Source organism: Amycolatopsis sp. NPDC102522, assembly GCF_055584485.1.
Window position 1 is genome coordinate 1 of sequence record NZ_JBVJLY010000021.1, and the last position, 17,154, is coordinate 17,154.

At 68.4% G+C, this 17,154-nt stretch carries 16 protein-coding genes; 10 read left to right on the forward strand and 6 right to left on the reverse strand.

The genetic code is table 11. The features are described 5' to 3' along the window. Nucleotides 1–147: 147 nt before the first annotated feature. The 5 genes from ACZ6YV_RS34050 to ACZ6YV_RS34070 all read right to left on the reverse strand — a co-directional run bounded on the left by ACZ6YV_RS34050 (nt 148) and on the right by ACZ6YV_RS34070 (nt 4,948). Entirely contained in the window at nt 148–1,029 is an 882-nt protein-coding gene (locus tag ACZ6YV_RS34050) for an ABC transporter ATP-binding protein (protein WP_465513524.1), read from the reverse strand. 23 nt (nt 1,030–1,052) lie between these two features. Continuing rightward, nucleotides 1,053–1,886, reverse strand: a complete 834-nt coding sequence (locus tag ACZ6YV_RS34055) for an ABC transporter permease (protein WP_465513525.1) — start codon at nt 1,884–1,886, stop codon at nt 1,053–1,055. Beyond that, nucleotides 1,883–2,653, reverse strand: coding sequence for an ABC transporter permease (locus ACZ6YV_RS34060; RefSeq protein WP_465513526.1), 771 nt, complete (start codon nt 2,651–2,653; stop codon nt 1,883–1,885). The genes ACZ6YV_RS34055 and ACZ6YV_RS34060 overlap by 4 nt, the downstream gene beginning before the upstream one ends. 8 nt (nt 2,654–2,661) lie before the next feature. Continuing rightward, on the reverse strand, nt 2,662–3,669 hold the full coding sequence (locus tag ACZ6YV_RS34065; RefSeq protein WP_465513527.1) for an ABC transporter substrate-binding protein: 1,008 nt from the start codon (nt 3,667–3,669) through the stop codon (nt 2,662–2,664). A 247-nt stretch (nt 3,670–3,916) separates the two neighbouring features. Further along, nucleotides 3,917–4,948 carry an ABC transporter substrate-binding protein gene (locus ACZ6YV_RS34070; protein ID WP_465513528.1) on the reverse strand — a complete coding sequence of 344 codons (1,032 nt, stop codon included), beginning with the start codon at nt 4,946–4,948 and terminating at the stop codon, nt 3,917–3,919. A 656-nt stretch (nt 4,949–5,604) separates the two neighbouring features. Here ACZ6YV_RS34070 and ACZ6YV_RS34075 point away from each other — a divergent pair. From ACZ6YV_RS34075 to ACZ6YV_RS34110, 8 genes are all read left to right on the forward strand, one after another. Then, nucleotides 5,605–8,712: a sensor histidine kinase gene (locus ACZ6YV_RS34075; protein WP_465513653.1), complete on the forward strand. Its 3,108-nt coding sequence runs from the start codon at nt 5,605–5,607 to the stop codon at nt 8,710–8,712. A 20-nt stretch (nt 8,713–8,732) separates the two neighbouring features. Then, complete coding sequence (locus tag ACZ6YV_RS34080; RefSeq protein WP_085939650.1) at nt 8,733–9,191, forward strand: roadblock/LC7 domain-containing protein; 459 nt, start codon at nt 8,733–8,735, stop codon at nt 9,189–9,191. A 25-nt stretch (nt 9,192–9,216) separates the two neighbouring features. Beyond that, nucleotides 9,217–9,996, forward strand: coding sequence for a DUF742 domain-containing protein (locus tag ACZ6YV_RS34085; RefSeq protein WP_378244355.1), 780 nt, complete (start codon nt 9,217–9,219; stop codon nt 9,994–9,996). Then, nucleotides 9,977–10,585: a GTP-binding protein gene (locus tag ACZ6YV_RS34090; RefSeq protein WP_007033392.1), complete on the forward strand. Its 609-nt coding sequence runs from the start codon at nt 9,977–9,979 to the stop codon at nt 10,583–10,585. The genes ACZ6YV_RS34085 and ACZ6YV_RS34090 overlap by 20 nt, the downstream gene beginning before the upstream one ends. Before the next feature lie 461 nt (nt 10,586–11,046). Beyond that, nucleotides 11,047–11,469 (forward strand): roadblock/LC7 domain-containing protein, encoded by a 423-nt coding sequence (locus tag ACZ6YV_RS34095; protein WP_020631857.1) that lies wholly within the window; start codon nt 11,047–11,049, stop codon nt 11,467–11,469. 6 nt (nt 11,470–11,475) lie between these two features. Beyond that, a complete protein-coding gene (locus tag ACZ6YV_RS34100; protein WP_378244360.1) occupies nt 11,476–12,066 on the forward strand; it encodes a DUF742 domain-containing protein in 591 nt (196 codons plus the stop codon). A 116-nt stretch (nt 12,067–12,182) separates the two neighbouring features. Continuing rightward, entirely contained in the window at nt 12,183–12,644 is a 462-nt protein-coding gene (locus ACZ6YV_RS34105) for a hypothetical protein (protein WP_465513529.1), read from the forward strand. 236 nt (nt 12,645–12,880) lie between these two features. After that, nucleotides 12,881–13,054 (forward strand): hypothetical protein, encoded by a 174-nt coding sequence (locus tag ACZ6YV_RS34110; protein WP_465513530.1) that lies wholly within the window; start codon nt 12,881–12,883, stop codon nt 13,052–13,054. Between the two features lies 1 nt (nt 13,055). On the opposite strand, the gene ACZ6YV_RS34115 is transcribed toward ACZ6YV_RS34110, so the two are convergent. After that, the gene (locus ACZ6YV_RS34115; protein ID WP_465513531.1) at nt 13,056–15,299 is read right to left on the reverse strand and encodes a helicase-associated domain-containing protein; all 2,244 of its coding nucleotides are present in this window, start codon (nt 15,297–15,299) and stop codon (nt 13,056–13,058) included. Between the two features lie 93 nt (nt 15,300–15,392). Between ACZ6YV_RS34115 and ACZ6YV_RS34120 the strand changes: the two genes are divergently transcribed. Together ACZ6YV_RS34120 and ACZ6YV_RS34125 are read left to right on the forward strand one after the other, a co-directional pair. Next, nucleotides 15,393–15,575: a hypothetical protein gene (locus tag ACZ6YV_RS34120; RefSeq protein ID WP_005156172.1), complete on the forward strand. Its 183-nt coding sequence runs from the start codon at nt 15,393–15,395 to the stop codon at nt 15,573–15,575. Nucleotides 15,576–15,732: 157 nt separating this feature from the next. Next, nucleotides 15,733–17,124, forward strand: coding sequence for an NAD-dependent malic enzyme (locus ACZ6YV_RS34125; RefSeq protein ID WP_465513532.1), 1,392 nt, complete (start codon nt 15,733–15,735; stop codon nt 17,122–17,124). Nucleotides 17,125–17,154: the final 30 nt, after the last annotated feature.

Below are 17,154 nucleotides of genomic sequence, written 5' to 3' on the forward strand. Positions count from 1 at the left end.
CCCCCGCAAAACACTGGAATGGCTTACACCCCAAGAGAAACTCAACATGCTACTGTCCTAAATAGAGCATGTTGCGACGACCGCATGAATCCGCCCCTCCTTCCCTACCCTGAAGGTAGCGAAGGAGGCCTTCACGGACTTTGGCCGTCAGGAGCTCTTGGCGCGAGCCTCGGTGGCGGAGTCGGTGGCGGCGTCCTGCTGCGCCAGCTCGTACTCGGCAGCGTCCGAAGCAGCAGTGACGGCAGCGGCGTTCTCGGGAGCGCCACCGTGCAGCAGCCGTGCCACCTCACCGCGCAGCGTCACGAACTCGGCGGACTCGCGCGTGGTGATCTGGTTCCGGTCCGCGGGCAGCCCGACAGGCAGGTCCGCGACGATCGTGGCCGGCGACTTCGACAGCACCAGAACCCGGTCCGACAGGTAGACGCTCTCGTCGATGTCGTGCGTGACCACGAGGATCGTGCTCCCGTTCTCGCGCTGCACGCGCCGGGTCAGATCCTCGAGTTCGAACCGCGTCTGCGCGTCGACGGACGCGAAAGGCTCGTCCATCAGCAGGAGGGACGGCTGGCTGGCCAGCGCCCGCGCGATCGACACACGCTGCTGCATACCGCCCGAGAGCTGCCACGGGAACTTCGAACCGACCCCGGCCAGACCGACCGACTCCAGCGCGTCCTGCGCCCGCGTACGACGCTCTGAGCGGCTCAAATTGCGCCACCGCAAGGGGAACTCGACGTTCTTCGCGACCGAGAGCCACGGGAACAGCGAGCGGCTGTAGTCCTGGAACACCACGGCCAGGTCCTCCGGCACCCCGGAGGAGACGTCGTCGCCGTGCAGGCTGACCCGGCCGGACGTCGGCTTGATCAGTCCGGCGATGCAGCGCAGCAGCGTCGACTTGCCGCAGCCCGACGGGCCCACGATGCTCGCGAGCTGCCCCGTTTCCACGGTGAACGACAGGTCGTTGACCGCGACATGCGCCTTTTCTCCCGCGCCGTACCGGTGGTTCAGCCCGGAGACTTCGAGCATGGTTGACATCTTGCTGACCCTTCGAGAAAGAACTAGATACGGCCGTTGCGGGTGGGCTGCCAGCGAAGCACTCTCTGCTCCACCGCGAGGAACGCCGCGTTGAACCCGAAACCGAGGAGTCCGAGCAGGACCAGCCACGACCACATGAGCGGGAAGTCGAACGCCTGCTGGGCGTCCATCAGGGAGCGGCCGATGCCGTTGTAGGAGCCGACCAGCTCCGAGATCACCATCAGCAGCAGGGAGATGGACAGGCTCAGCCGCAGGCCCGCGAAGATCTTCGGCCCGGCGGCGGGCAGCACGATCGAGCGCACCCAGTACGACCGAGGGGTCCGGAACGACTTCGCGGTGTCGACCTTCACCTGGTCCACCGACCGGACACCGTCCACGGTGTTGAGCAGCACCGGCCAGATCGCGCCGAAGATGATCGAGCCGGTCTGCATCCCCGGCCCGAGTCCGAAGAGGACGATGAACACCGGGATCAGCGCGGGCGGCGGCACCGAGCGGAAGAACGCGAACAGCGGCCCGACGTAGTCCATCCCGTGCCGGGACCGTCCCAGTGCGACACCCAGCGCGACGCCGAGGGCGCCGGCCAGCAGCCAGCCGCCGAGCGTCCGGCCGAGGCTCGGCAGGACGTTGTCGAACACGGTGTCGGTCAGGAACAGCTGCGAGGCCGGGCCGGTGAACCACAGCTTCACCGAAGTGGCCGCGATTTCGGTCGGCGGCGGGAAGAACGGGCTCTTACCGAGCCGGGTCGAGAGCTCCCAGATCCCGAGCAGGGCGAAGAACAGCAGCCAGTTGCGGACCAGGATGCCGAGGCCCCTGCCCACGCGCCTGCCGACGCGGCTGGTCAGCGTGAGGGTCGTCACGAGATCGCCTCCCGGTCGACCGTGCTCCAGCGGAACGCCCGCCTGCCGATCATTTCGAGTCCGCCGTTGATGAGGAAGCCGAGCGCGCCGACCACCACGGTGCCGGCGAGCACGAGGTCGAACCTGGTCGAACCGGTGCTGGCCTGCATGATGAAGTTGCCGATGCCGAGTTTGGCGCCCGCCAGGAACTCGGTACTGACCACCGCGATCAGCGCGATGTTGGCGGACAGCCGGACCCCGGTGAACACGAACGGCGCGGTATGCGGCAGCGCCACCGACGTCAGCGTCCGGAACTTGCCCGTGCCGCAGGCCTTCGCGGTCTCCATCAGCACGGGGTCGATCTCGCCGAGCGCGTAGATCGTGTTGAACATGATGGGCCACAACGACGCGTACACGGCTAGCGTGATCTTCGCTTCGGGACCGCCGCCGATCAGCAGCAGCACCAGCGGGATCAGCGCGACGGCGGGGATCGGCCGCAGGAACTCGACGACCACCGCGGTCGCGGTGCGCAGGCCGGGGATGCTGCCCAGCAGCAGCCCGGCGGGCACGGCGATGGCGACCGCGATGAGCAGGGCGATCGCCCACGCGAGGAACGTGGCGATCAGATCCCGGATGAACTGCGTCTCCCCGAACTGTTCGAAGATCGTCACGAGGACGACGGACGGCGGAGGGAGGAACTCTTTACGGACCAGGCCGGCCTGGACGATCACTTCCCAGACGAGGAAGAAACCGGCCAGACCGGCCAGGGCACGGAGAAGTCGTGGCACCTTGACCTTTATCCAGCTTGAGGGGCGAGCATCGGAGCGGCGTCGAGCTTGGCCGTCAGCACACCGGTCTGCAGCAGCAGGTCCGGCACGCGCTGCAGACGGCGCGGGTCCAGGGTGGACCCGAACGTCGGCAGCGTGAGCAGGGACGCGGTTTCCGCGTCGACCTTGGCGTACTTGACGATCAGGGGCTCGATCTTGGAGCGGTCGGCCGAATCGCGCACGGCCTTGCCGAGTGCGCGCTGGAACGCGGCCAGCGTCTTGGGGTTCTTGTCCACGAAGGACCCGAGCGCGCCGAAGCCCGCCAGGGGGAAGTCCTGCGTGGCGCCGGTCGCGATGTCGACGACCGGGGTGGCGCCGACGACCTTGGAGGCCTGGGTCAGGAACGGCTCGGGCAGGTATCCCGCGTCGACCTGGCCCGAAGCGAGCGCGGCGGCGATGTTCGGCAGTGCCATCGGCACCCACTGGACCTTGCTGGTGTCGACGCCGTGGTCCTTCATCACCGAGACGGTGAGCAGGTGGGAGGCGGTGTTCTTGTCGGTGATCGCGATCTTCTTGCCCGCGAGGTCGTTGATCGTCTTGACCGGCGAGGTCGGCACCGTGACGACCGCGTTGCTCTTGGGGCTGGCCGAAACGGAGTCGGCGACGAGCCGGACGTCGGCCGCGCCCTTGCTCTTCGCGACGAAGAACGGCATGTAGGTGGAGAAGGCGATGTCGACCTCGCCACCGATCATCTTGGTCATCGACGCCTGACCACTGGGGGCGTCGACCGCTTCCACCTCGAGACCCTCGGCCTTGAAGTAGCCGCCTTCCTGCGCCAGCCGCAGCGGCGCGAGGTCGACGACGGGCAGCAGGGACACCTTGATCTTCGGCTTCTCAAGAGCACCGTCACCACCACTGGATGCCTTGGACGTGTCTTCCCCGCCGAGGGCGCCACAGGCGCCCAACGTGGCGAGCATGAGCGCGCTCAGGGCGACGCCGATGGCACCCTGTCCTCTACGTGACCGACTCCTGCTCATGGCGTTTCGAAACAAAGCCAGCTCCTCGGAAACAATGAATCACCGTTGGGTTTTTTCATCCGTGTCGTGGCTTCGTTTCGCCAGGCACGCGGTCACCTTAGAGATTTGCCCACCTGCTCACAATGGGTGTCGTGAGCGGGTGATCATTTTAGGCCATTCGCCCGATCCCATGATCACCCGCTTGGACAGCATTACTTTAAGTAAGCAAATTGCGAGCAAAGCGGCTATTCGGAGTAACCGCGCGTCATCAACTCGTGGCCTGGGCCGCGATCATGGGAGCGACATCGATCTTGGTCTGGATGGCGCCCATCTGCAGGAGCAGGTCCGGGACCCGCTGGATGCGGCGGGGGTCCAGGGTGGACTGGAAGGTCAGCAGCGTGGTCAGCGCGGCGGTGTCCTGGTCGATCTTGGCGTACTTGACCAGCAGCGGCTCGATCTTGGAGCGGTCCGCCGCGTCGCGAGTGGCCTTCTGCATGGCGCGCTGGAAGGCGGCCACGGTCTTCGGGTTCTCGCTCACGAACTTGCCGAGCGAGCCGTAGCCCGCGGTGGGGAAGTCCTGGGTGGCGCCGGTGGCGGTGTCCACGACCGGGACGGTGCCCGCCTGCTTCGCGGTCTGCGTGATGAAGGGCTCGGTCAGGAAGCCGGCGTCGATGTCGCCGTTCTTGAGCGCGGCCCCGATGTTCGGCAGCTGGATCGGCACCCACTGCACCTTGGTGGCGTCGACGCCGTGGTCCTTCATGACCGATTTGGACAGCGTGTCGGACACGGTGTTCGGCGCGGTGATGCCGATCTTCTTGCCGGCCAGGTCACTGACGCTCTTCACCGACGACGTCGGCAGCGTGACCAGCATCGTGCTCTTCGGACCGGCGGAGGAAGCGTCCGCGACCAGCTTGATGTCGGCGGTGCCCTTGCTCATCGCGATGAAGAACGGCGTGTAGCTCGCGTACGCCACATCGACCTCACCGCCGATCAGCTTGGTCAGCGAGATCTGCCCGGTGCCCGCCTCGATCGCCTCGACCTCGAGGCCCTCGTTCTTGAAGTAGCCGCCGTCCTGCGCGAGACGCAGGGGCGCGAGGTCGATGGTCGACATCACGGCGACCTTGATCTTCGACTTCTCGAGGTTTCCGGAGCCGCCGGAGGAGGACGACTCGTCCCCGCCGAGCAGGCCGCAGCCACCGACCGACGTCGTGACGACGACCGCCATAGCGAGCGCGAGCGCCTTCGCTTTTCCACGAGACGGCCGCCCGAGGCGGGCGCTCAAGGCGTTCTTCGAAAGCAAGTGGTGCTCCTGATCGAGGGGGAGGACACGTGACGACGTGCCCTGATGTGGAATTCGGAAGTGACTCTTTGTCGGAGTCACGGCCTCACTGTAGAGAACGGACAACGTGCTCACAATGGGTGGTCATCCTATGATCCCCAGTGGTAACGATCACCCGAACAGGTTGTTTGTCAGAAGTGAACACAACTCGGCGTGTTCGCGCCGTGGGTTTGTTGACAACTGAGCGCGGACAGGTCAAGAGCCGTCCGGTGTCTTCTTGTGCGTCTTGTCCGAAGGGTTACATCTGGGGCTACCGTTCGCTACCCTCATGCACCGGTAGTGAGGTGTGGACCACTGATGTAGTGAAAGAGAGTGCCTTGGATGGCCGAACGCTCTGGACCTTTCCCGAGGTGCAAGGCACTCTGTGTCGAACATGTCGAACACGACCGTGCTTCACTGGTGCGTACCCGCGCACTGGCGGGTTAGGCCGAACGGACCAATGACGCCAGGCAGGGTTTCGGTCAAGTGCACTTGAGAGACTGCGTCGAAGACGACTTCCTCATTCGGAGGACCGAGTACTCACGCCCTGAACGTCCCTGCCGGGTGGCAGGAGCGTGCGGGTAGTGGTCTCCGACAAGCGACCCAGACAGCAGCAGTACGGCCAGCTCGAGAACGGCATGTCCAAAATGGGCTTTCCCGGCCCGGATGAAGATGATGGTGGTGCGGCGGTGCCGAACGAAGACACCGCGGGGGTGGGAGGGACCCCTGCGCGGGAAACCGGAGACGGTCCTGAGGGGAAGGCAGGGTCATTCCTGGGCCTGCGTAACTGGCGTCTGCGATCCAAGCTCGCGGCCATCCTGATCATCCCGACGCTGACCGCGCTCGCGCTCGGCACGCTGCGCGTGATCGACGACAGCGGCGAGGCGGCCCGGTTCCAGGACACCGCCGATCAGGTCGCGTTCGCCGACAAGATCACCCTCGTGGTCCACGAGCTGCAGAGCGAGCGGGCGCTCGCCGTCGCCTTGAGGGCCTCGAACGAGCCCTCGCGGCAGACCGGTCTCGACGCGCAGATCGCCAAGGTCGACCGTGCCATCGACGACCTGCGGGCTTCGGCGAACCAGATCAACCCGGACGATCAGGACACGAGGGACCGCTACTCGCGTGGTCTGCAGCGGCTCGACGCCCTGCGCCCGCTGCGCGGCGCGATGAACACCTCGTTCCTGGGCGACACCCCGATCCTCATCGCCTACTCCGGCATCCTCGACTCGCTGGTCCAGCTCGGCCGCGAGGTGACCACCGCGGTGGCGAACCGCGACGTGCTCCGGCTCGGCGTCACCGTGCAGGCCATCAGTGAGAGCAAGGAATTCATAGCCCGCGGTGACGCGGCGCTGCTGATCGCCTCCTTCCGCTCGTCGTTCCCCGGCGACCTGTTCGACCAGGCCCGTTCGGCGGTGGCCAGCGGCGACGCCTCGACCGCGGCTTTCATCGCCAACGCCAGCCCCGAACAGCGGCAGCTCTACTCGGACACCTTCTCGGGACCCGAGGTCGACGACCGCCGCCGGATCACCACGATGGCGTTCTCGCTCTACCAGCAGAACCAGACGCCGTCGATCGACAACGCCGCCCTCGGCAACGACAGCCGGGTCGCGCTGGACAAGCTGCGCGCTGTCGAGACCAACCTGCTCGGCCAGCTGCGGGCCCAGGCCGACGGCCTGGCCACCGACGCGATCAACTCGGCCTGGATCGGCGGCGCGATCGTGCTGCTGGCCCTGCTCGCGGCGCTGTTCCTGATGCTCGTCATCGCCCGCCTGATGCTGCGCCCGCTGCGGGTGCTGCGGAAGACGGCGCTCGACGTCGCCTACACCCGGCTGCCGGAAACCGTGCAAGCGATCCTGGACGACCCGGACCCGGTCAACGCCTCGAAGCGGTCGGTCGAGCCGGTGCCCGTCACGTCGCGTGACGAGATCGGTGAAGTGGCGCGTTCGTTCGACGTCGTCCACGCGCAGGCCGTCAAGATGGCCGCCGAACAGGCCCTCCTGCGCGAGAACGTCAACGGCATCTTCGTGAACCTGTCCCGCCGGTCGCAGCGGCTGGTGGAACGCCAGCTTGGCGTGATCGACCGGCTCGAGGCCGACGAGCAGGACCCGGACCACTTGGCCAGCCTGTTCGAGCTCGACCACCTCGCCACGCGGCTGCGCCGCAACGGTGAAAGCCTCCTGGTGCTCTCGGGCGCCGGTCTCGCGAAGTCGGTGCCCAAGCCGGTCCCCGCCGCCGACGTCATCGGCGCCGCGGTCTCGGAGATCGAGCAGTACGCCCGGATCGAGATCGGGATCGTCCCCGAGGTCGCCGTCCAGGGCCTGACGATCCACGACCTCGTGCACGTGCTCGCGGAGCTGCTGGACAACGCCACCTACTTCTCCGAGCCGGAGACGAAGGTGACCGTCCGCGCGGTGATCACCCGCAAGAAGGCGCTCGCCATCCAGGTCACCGACCACGGTGTCGGGATGACCGACGAACGCCTCGCCGAGGTCAACCAGCGTCTGGCCGACCCCCCGGACCTGGACGTCTCGGTGACCCGGCGGATGGGCCTGTACGTGGTCGCGCGCCTGGCACGCCGCCACGGCATCGAGGTCCGGCTCCGGGAGAACGAGGACATCGAGGGCGGTGTGATCGCGCGGGTCGTCGTGCCCGCCGAGCTGCTCACGCACCTGCGGCCCGGCGTGCGGAACACCCCGCCGCCGGCGAACCGCTCGGAAACGTCGATGCCGTCGATTCCGCCGATGTCCGAGATGTCGACTTCGCTGCCGAATGTTCCCGCCTCCGACCGCGGCCTGGAGATGACCCCGCCGCCGCCGTCGAAGCCCCCGGCGCCGCAGCCGGTCGCGCAGCAGGGCGGGCTCGTCCCGCTCGACCAGCCGATCAGCCTCGACGACCTGGTCGCGGGCAAGAACGCGGCGGGGCCGTTCCTCAGCCCCGTTGCTCCTCCCGAGGAGTCCCCGGCCTGGCCGACGGCCGACGACATCTCGCCGACGAACGGCGACGGCGCTTCGAGCGGCACGGAGACGCAGTTCGCGTCGCTGGTGCTGCCGAAGCGGGAGCCCCGGTACACCCCGCCCGAGCCGCCGCGGCAGCCCGAGGAGCCCTCGGACGTCGGCAAGTCGGCGCTCGAGGACGACGTGCCCACCCGGCGCCTGCCGATCTACCAGTCGGTGCTCTCGCGCTGGTTCAGCGAAGGTGACGAGGCCGGGAGCGACACCCCGACCACCTACACCGAGCCGGTCGAGTCCGACGTACCCGCGCAGGCCCGCACCAGTGGCGCCGAAGCGGTGGAACCCGTCGTCGAGGACGTCCCCGAAGAGGTATTGCCCACTCGGACCCCGCAGAGTGTTCCGCCGGAGACGGTGCTCCAGGACAATGGCTGGCGCAGCGCGTCGGACGACGGCTGGCAGGCGGCGCAGGTCCTGTACGAAGATCGGAACGACGAGATCACCCCGGCGGGCCTGCCCAAACGGGTGCCGAACCAGAACCTCGTCCCCGGTTCGATCGGCGGGAACGAGCCGAAGAAGGAAGACTCGTTCGCCGACAAGACTTCCGGAATGCCGGGAACGGGTGCGATCGCCCGCTCGGCGACGGCGGCTCGCAGCCGGATGGCAAGCTTCCAGCAGGGCTACAAGTCGGGACGGCACGCGTTGCAGGACCGCCCGCTCGATGCGCTGGATGACAATGGCGTTCCGGTGACTGGCAGGGGTGCGGATTCCCTTGCCGATGACAGCAGTAAGGAGTGACAGTGACACGGGCGGGTGCGATGCAGCCGGGTGGTCCGGCGCAGCCTGGCGGCCAGGCGCAGGGTAAAGGACACACGAGCAGCTTTGCCTGGCTGATCACGGATTTCGTGCACCGGGTCCCGGGCGCGGCGCATGCCGTGGTCGTGTCGGCGGACGGTTTGCTGCTGGCCTCCTCGAAGGGGCTTCCCAAGGACAGGGCCGATCAGCTGGCCGCGGTCGCGTCGGGGCTCACCAGCCTCGCGCGCGGTGCGGCCAAGGTGTTCGAAGGCGGCACGGTCGCGCAGACGGTGGTCGAGATGGCCAATGGCTTCCTCTTCCTGATGTCGGTGTCCGACGGTTCCTGCCTGGCGGTCCTCGGGTCGCCGGAGAGTGACATCGGCCTGGTCGTCTACGAGATGACCCTGCTGGTGGAACGGGTGGGGCAACAGCTGACACCGGAGATGCGCGCGCAGCTGCAGGGCGCGTCGGTCCGCCGCTGAGCGACCGGGAACCGAGGAGATTGCCGTGGACGACGGGCGCTTGAGGGGCGATGGCCGGCTCGGTGACGACTTCAACGGCGGGTGGTCGGAACGTGACGACGGCCGGGAGGACTGGACGTCCTTCCGGGACCGGGTCGACCGCGAATGGCGCTCGCGCCGGGCACAGGGGTCGGACAACGACCCGGTGTCCTCCGACGAAGCCTCCCGCTGGTTGACCGATTCGAACGCGGGACAGGGACCCGCCGATTTCAGCGTCTCGGACTACCGGGAACGCCTGCTCGGCGGCCCGGGGGCGGAACTGTTCGGTGGTGGCAGTGGTCCGCTCTACGACTCCGGTGAGTTCGCCAAGTTCTCCTTCGACAAGGAGGAGGAGCGCCGGGCGGCGGCCGCGGATCCGCTCGCCGCGGCACTGCCGCAGCAGGCACAGAACGAGTTCGTCGACGAGCAGTACACCACCGACGTCGAATCCTCCGGTTTGGTCCGGCCGTACTTCCGCACGCGGGGACGGACCAAGCCGACGTACGACCTTGCCATCGAGGCGTTGATCTCGACCAGTGAACAGGGACGGGTACTCGACCGGGTACGCGTCCCCGAACACCGGTCGATCTGCGACCTTTGCCTGGACACCCGGTCCGTCGCCGAAGTCGCGGCGCTGTTGCGCCTGCCGCTCGGCGTGGTCCGGGTGCTGATCGGAGACGTGGCCGGCCTCGGTCTGGTCCTGGTGCACACTGCCAGCCAGAACGTGGGTGACCGGCCCAGTATCGAGTTCATGGAGAGGGTGCTCAGTGGGCTTCGGAGAATTTGACTCCGACGCGAATGCGCCGCAGGTGACCGGACCGACTTCGTCGGCCAAGATCGTGGTCGCTGGCGGATTCGGCTCGGGGAAGACCACGCTGGTCGGAGCGGTTTCGGAGATCGATCCGCTGACCACCGAGGCCATGATGACCGAGGCCAGTACCGGCGTCGACGACAATTCGGCCACCCCGAACAAGTCGACGACGACCGTTGCCATGGACTTCGGCCGGATTTCGCTGGACTCGGACCTGGTGCTGTACGTGTTCGGTACGCCGGGGCAGCACCGGTTCTGGTTCATGTGGGACGACCTCGCCGTCGGCGCCATCGGTGCCGTCGTGCTGGTCGACACGCGGCGGCTCGCCGACGCGTTCCCGTCGATCGACTTCTTCGAGAACCGGAAGCTGCCGTACGTCGTGGCGATCAACTGCTTCGACCGGCTGCTGCACCATCAGATCGAGGACGTCCGGCACGCGCTGACGATCTCGCCGTCCGTGCCGATCATGGCCTGTGACGCCCGGGAACGTGAGTCCGCCAAGCAGGTGTTGATCTCGGTCGTGCAGCACGCCATCGCACACGATTCGGCGTTGCGCGCCGGGTAAACACGACACAAGAGGGTGCGCGCGGGGTAGAAAACAGACGAATGCCCGGAGCGGATGCGGCCGTTGGAGTGAACTCGGCAGGCTTCACCCGCTTCGGGGAGTGGCGCCACCTGCCGGATTGAACGCGGGGCGATCCCTTTCACGCGATCCGGTGCCGGCATGGCCCGATCGAGTGGCCGGAACGGCGGTGACCTGCGTGGACGCCGATTCACACCTGGTCGCACCAGGCCACCAAGGGGTGACCCACGAATGCGTGGTTCGCCATGTGTCGACGCGGTGAGCGGCTGGACGTTTACGTTCGGTTAACGCCCTCGGCCGGGTGGCGGGCTCGACACGATCGGCGGGACGAATACGCTGGGTGGAGGCGTCTTCGGCCTTCGCCGGTACCGGATCGGTGCTGGTCGGCGAGAGACGCCCGGACCACGCCGCCCAGGTGGTCTTGACGCAGCGAGGAGGGACTTGTGACGGCATCCGGGCAGCAGCAGAGCTCGTTCGGCTGGCTCATCACGGATTTCGCGCGCCGGGTTCCCGGTGCCGCACACGCCGTGCTGGTCTCCGCGGACGGGCTTCTCCTCGCGCCGTCGGAAGGGCTGCCGCAGGAACGGGCCGAACAGCTGTCCGCGGTCGCCTCCGGGCTGATCAGCCTCACCGCCGGCGCGGCGCGCTGCTTCGACGCGGGCGGGGTCAACCAGACCGTCGTCGAGATGGAACGCGGGTACCTCTTCCTCATGTCGGTCGCCGACGGTTCGTCGCTCGCCGTACTGGCGGCGCCGACCTGCGACATCGGCACCGTGGCCTACGAGATGACCCTGCTCGTCGAGCGGGTCGGGCAGCAGATCACCCCCGAGCTGCGGGCGCAGCTGCAGGGCGGCGTACGTGGGTGACAGCCGATGAAGATCACGGGATTCACCGAACCGGAACCCTCCGGGTGGGACTCCCTCTACCAGGGCACCGACCGTGAGTCCTTCGACTCCCCGAGCCGCTTCGAGCTGAGCTCGATCAGCACGGTCATGCCGCGCCGCCCGGCCGCGCCGCCTGAGCCGCCCCCTTTGCCCGCTTCGATGCCTTCGCCGATCCGCCAGACGCCGCCTCGCTCCAGGGCCGAGAGTGCCGCCGCACCCGCTTCGGTCTACCTGCCGTCTTCGGGCTCCCGGGTCCGGCCCTACACGCGCACCGGCGGGCGCACCCGCACCGCGCACGACCTGGCGCTGGAAGCACTGGTGTCGACCAGTGAGGACGGCCGCCGGTATCGCGGCGTGCGGACTCCCGAGCACCGGCAGATCTGCGACCTCTGCCTGGACACCCGGTCGATCGCGGAGATCGCCGCGCACCTGCGGCTGCCGCTGGGCGTCGTGAAGGTGCTCGTCGGCGACATGGCGGACGCGGGGCTGGTGCTGATCCACCAGACCGAGCTGATCCTCGGCGATTCCTCTTCGCGCGCCTTCATGGAGCGCGTGCTTCAAGGTCTTCGCGCCCTCTGACGCTGCCGTTCCGCGCGTTCGGTGACGAGTCCTTCAAGGAATCCGACGTCGACAGGTTCTCTGTGCTGGCAGCCGCGGTCTTCGACCGAGCGGTCCACGATGAGGTCCGTATCGTCATGTCGGAGCTTCGAGGCAGGCGGCGTATCCCGAAACTCCACTGGAACGAGATGGATCCGGCGGAGCAGGAGGCCGCTGTCAAGACTCTCGCCGGTCTCGACGGCTTCCACCTGGTCACTGTCGGCTCTCCGGTACCCCGGCGACGGCAGGAACGCGCTCGGGCCCGTTGCCTCCGGCGGCTGGTTCTCGAACTCTCCGCGTTCGACGTCGAAACGCTCGTGCTCGAGTCGCGGACGGTCACCTTGAATGCTCGCGACGTCGAAACGGTCAAGGGCGCCAGGTTCGACCTTCCCAAGGGCACCGCGTTCCGGGTGGCCCACGAGCCGGGTAAGGACGAACCCTTGCTTTGGGCCGCCGACATCGTCGCCGGTGCGATCAAGGCAGGTAAGGACGGGCGCCTCGGTTACCGCCGGTTGATCGAGGATCTCCTGTACGAGATCGCCGTCGAGACGGACTGCTAGCGGACATGCGTAAGGCCAGGGTCCCGGTCTGCCCCGGGTGCACCTGGCCTTGCGACTCGCCTGACGTCCGCGACGTCACGCTCCGAACACAGTCGAGACCAGTCATCCCCGCAAAGCACGCCATCGCCAGGTCAGTCCTCTGGGGTCTGGAGAAAGCATCCTAGGAAGGATCTGGAAGCTGTTCTGGAGCACTTCCATCGGGCAGCGCGGTCTCCGCGGACGCCGGGCGAGCGGTCATGGAGATCGAGGCCGACGTTTCCGGCGACGATCTCTCACACGCCATCGCGAAAGCTCATGCCGCCGTCCGGTCCGCGTTGCATTCGGTCGGGATCGGGACGCCGGACTGGCCGACGCACGGCGAGGCCATGTCGATGGTGCTGAAAGACCTCCACACCGAGCAGCTCGCGTAGGTCAGTCCTCGACGAGGGCCGCCGAAGTGATCCGGTGCAGCGGGTACCGCTCGTTGTCGGTCCCTTCGAGGACCCCGCCGCCGACCCGCAGCGGCCGCACCACCCGCTGGCTCGCCGTCCCGCGTGAGTCGACGAACCCGATCCACACCTCGCGGCGTTCCATGGTCGCCCGTGACAGCAACGCCAGAGTCGCGGACGTGTCCCCGGCGCCGCCTCCCTGCGGCGCGCGGACGGCCTCGCCGCGACGACGCGCCGAAGCGGCGTCGCCGGCCCGGACGTGCGCGACGATCTTGCCGACCTGGTCATCCGACAGCCCGGCAGGTTCCCCAGGAGCCCGACGAGCGGCTCGCGCCTTCGCAGGCAGACGACGTCCAGACGGCCTGATGTCCATGACGCGTCCGTCGGGCCCTTCGGCGGCTGGGGCGAATCCGGCGGAGCGAAGGGCGTCGAGGACTTCGGCGAGCGGGTACGCGCTGATGAGCACTGTCGGCGCGATCATGCGCAAGCCGTACTCGATCGCGACAGGGCTGCCCAGGACCTCCGCGAGCAGCGACGCGTCGTCGCAGCGCAGGAACGACTCGGCGGCCCCGCCGCGCAGCCGCCCGTGCCGCCGGGCGACGTCGTCGATCAGGTAGCTCAGCGACTGGGGCACCGGCGTCGCCGACCGCGACGTGAACAGCTGGTGCAGTTCGCCCGCTGTCCGCCCGGTGTCGAGCGCCCGGCGGATGGAGGTCTCGGTGATCCGGTAGACGGTCGCGTGCCCGGCCGATTCGATGTCGGCGACGGCGGTCATCTCGCCCGCGAGTTCGGCTTCCAGCGGCCCTGGCGCGACCACGGTCAGGTCGGCCTGGACCAGGACGTGGTCCACCGGACGCGGCAGCGCGTCGAGCATCGCTTCGACCGCGCCGGGCCTGTCCTCGGCCAGCAGCGCGCGCGTCGCCGTGGTGAGCCCGCCGAGCCCGAGCAGGCCGAGCGCGGCCCCCTCGGCCATCGTCCAGCGCACGGTTTCGTCCCGCAGCCGCCCGCCCCGCCTCGGCGAGCGCCAGGCGAGCGCGGCGACCAGTTCGTCGGTGCTCTTCACCCCGGCGCCCTCGGGCAACGCGGCCAAAGTGAGGAGGATCCGCCGCCGCGACGTGGGTGCCAGTGGACGGCGAAGGTCCTCCGAAAGCGGCGCGATCGGCTTGTCCTTCGCGTCCCGCCCGCCGGCGAGACCGGGCAGCCGGGGCAGTTCGAGCCAGGCCTGCGCGACAGTCATCCAGCGCTGCGCTGTCGGCGACGCGAGCCACGAATCGGTGAGCGTCGTCGGCACCCATTCAGGTGAAGTCGCTTCGCTGTCGGCCACCAGCCCGGCGCCGACAGCGATCTCCGCGAGCAGGGTCACCCGCGTCTCGTCGGCGTCGAGGTCCTTGGCGAGCTTCTTCAGTTCGCGGACCCCGAGCCCGCCGGACTTCAGCACCGGCGGCGGCGTCTCCGACCACGCGCGGAGCATGTTTTCGGTCTGGCGCAGGAACTCCATCGCCTCGCCCGCCGCCGTCGTGTCCACTGTGGATCGCTGGTGCGGATGCACGGGGAGTTCCGGTTCGCGCAGCGACGCCGGTTCGAACACCGACCCGCCGCGCAGGGCGATCCCGAGTTCACGCGGCAGTTCGACGGTCTGGTCGTCGCGGCGCAGCAGCAGCCCCCTGGCGAGGAGGCGCTGGACCGGGTTCTGCGCCCGCTCCAGCGGGACGTCGGCCGAGGCGTCGCGGGTGCGGCCGATCGGCGGCCCGGCGGCAAGTGTCGTCAGCAGCGCACGCTCGTCCTCGCCGACCTCCGCGAGCGCGGCGTCGATGTCCGTGCCGATGAGCGCGGGTGACGACGATCCCAGCCCGGCGGGGAAGGGGCCGAGCGCGTCGCGGGCCGACGGCGGGACGCGCAGGGCGTCGTCGTCACCCCAGACCAGTGCCCGCGCGCGCAGCAGCGCCAGCGGCTCGCCGATCTCGGTGCCGGTGAGCCGCGTGACCTCGGCCGCGGTGACCGGATCGGTGTCGGCGCCGGCCAGCAGGAGGGCGTCGAGCACGGCGAGGGTGAAGGTGTCGAGGTCTTCGCAAGCGCGCGCGACGGAGCCCGGCGTGCCCGCTCGGGTGGCGAGCACGATGGTGTCGGACGGGGGTGGCGTGGACAGGTCGCGACGTGTGCGCAGCAGTGCGGCGAGGGCTTCGTCGGACTCCTGGCGCAGCCAGTCCGCCAGGGAGGGCGCGGGCATAGACGACCAGGATACCGGGCGGGTGGAGGCCCGGCAGCCGCGTTCGGGCAGACTGTCACCTGAGAACGGCTTGACCATGCTCTGGAGGACGTTGTGGCGAAGGGCGAGAACAAGAAGCGCGCGGGGATCGACCCGACGTGGCCCGGTGAAGACGGGGAGCACCCCGTCACCGAGCTCGCATCCGATCGGCAGGGCGCGCTGTCCCCGTTCGGCGACGTGACCTTCCCGCTCGAAGCGGTGCCCTACGTGCACCCCGAGACCGAGATCAACCGGTAAGAAGTCACTGGCCTGGCCTGTCGAGGGCGCTCAGCGCCCGAGCAGGCCGCCTCGCGCGAGTTACTCGTCAGTCACCCCCTGCGAGGGTCCGTGGCGGTCGTCACGGGAGTAGGTTTTCGATCGACCTATTCGAGCGTTCCTCAGCGGGGGTAGTGCCATGCCGGTTCCCGGTCCCGGATATTCGATCACCGTCCGGGTGGAGGCCCCCGCGTCGTCCACCGCGGCGGGCGACCTGACCACGGCCGTCGGCAGGGTCGGCGGTGTGCTGACAGCCTTCGACGTCGTCGAGTCGCACCCCGACTCGATCGTCGTCGACATCAGCGCCAACGCCCTGTCGGAGAACCACGCGCAGGACATCACGCAGACCCTGGACTCGATGCCGGGCGTCCGCGTCCGCAAGGTCTCCGACCGGACCTTCCTGATCCACCTCGGCGGCAAGATCGAGGTCAGCCCCAAGGTCGCGCTCCGCAACCGTGACGATCTCTCCCGCGCGTACACGCCGGGTGTCGCCCGCGTCTGCCAGGCGATCGCCGCGAACCCCGAGGACGCGCGCCGCCTGACCATCAAGCGCAACACGGTCGCCGTCCTCACCGATGGTTCCGCCGTGCTGGGGCTGGGCAACATCGGCCCGGCCGCCGCGCTACCGGTGATGGAGGGCAAGGCGGCGCTGTTCAAGAAGTTCGCCGACGTCGACGCGTGGCCGGTCTGCCTGGACACTCAGGACACCGAAGAGATCATCATGATCGCGAAGGCGCTCGCGCCGGTCTACGCGGGCATCAACCTCGAGGACATCGCCGCGCCGCGCTGCTTCGAGATCGAGAAGCGCCTGCGTGAGCAGCTCGACATCCCGGTGTTCCACGACGACCAGCACGGCACCGCGATCGTCGTGGTCGCCGCGCTGCGCAACGCCCTGCGCGTGGTCGGGAAGAACATCGAAGACTGCAAGATCGTGGTCAGCGGCGTCGGCGCGGCGGGCTCGGCGATCATCCGCCTGCTGCTGCGCAAGGGACCGGGCGACATCGTGGCCGCCGACATCGATGGCATCGTGCACTCCGCTCGCGGCAACCTCGACGACAACCTGACCTGGATCGCGGAGCACACCAATAAGGAGCAGCAGGCGGGCACGCTGCACGAGGCGCTCGTCGGCGCCGACGTGTTCATCGGGGTGTCCGCGCCGAACCTGTTCGGGGCCGAGCAGGTCGAGACCATGAAGTCCGACGCCGTCGTGTTCGCGCTGGCCAACCCGGACCCGGAGATCGACCCGCTGGAAGCGGGGAAGCACGCCGCCGTGGTCGCCACCGGCCGCAGCGACTTCCCGAACCAGATCAACAACGTGCTCGCGTTCCCCGGCGTCTTCCGCGGCCTGCTCGACGCGCAGGCGCACCACATCGACGACTCGATGCTGCTCGCGGCCGCCGACGCCATCGCGGACGTGGTGGACAACGGCAAGCTCAACGCGTCCTACATCGTGCCGAGCGTCTTCGACAGCGCCGTCGCCCCCGCCGTCGCCGACGCGGTGAAGAAGGCCGCGAAGGCTGTCCAGCGATAGCAAAGGTCCCTTGCTCCATTCGGCGGCAGC

Coding starts and splice junctions, on each gene's coding strand:
- ACZ6YV_RS34050 (WP_465513524.1), bottom strand. CDS start 1,029: ATGTCAACCATGCTCGAAGTCTCCGGGCTGAACCACCGGTACGGCGCG.
- ACZ6YV_RS34065 (WP_465513527.1), bottom strand. CDS start 3,669: ATGAGCAGGAGTCGGTCACGTAGAGGACAGGGTGCCATCGGCGTCGCC.
- ACZ6YV_RS34075 (WP_465513653.1), top strand. CDS start 5,605: ATGTCCAAAATGGGCTTTCCCGGCCCGGATGAAGATGATGGTGGTGCG.
- ACZ6YV_RS34080 (WP_085939650.1), top strand. CDS start 8,733: ATGCAGCCGGGTGGTCCGGCGCAGCCTGGCGGCCAGGCGCAGGGTAAA.
- ACZ6YV_RS34100 (WP_378244360.1), top strand. CDS start 11,476: ATGAAGATCACGGGATTCACCGAACCGGAACCCTCCGGGTGGGACTCC.
- ACZ6YV_RS34105 (WP_465513529.1), top strand. CDS start 12,183: ATGTCGGAGCTTCGAGGCAGGCGGCGTATCCCGAAACTCCACTGGAAC.
- ACZ6YV_RS34110 (WP_465513530.1), top strand. CDS start 12,881: ATGGAGATCGAGGCCGACGTTTCCGGCGACGATCTCTCACACGCCATC.
- ACZ6YV_RS34115 (WP_465513531.1), bottom strand. CDS start 15,299: ATGCCCGCGCCCTCCCTGGCGGACTGGCTGCGCCAGGAGTCCGACGAA.
- ACZ6YV_RS34125 (WP_465513532.1), top strand. CDS start 15,733: ATGCCGGTTCCCGGTCCCGGATATTCGATCACCGTCCGGGTGGAGGCC.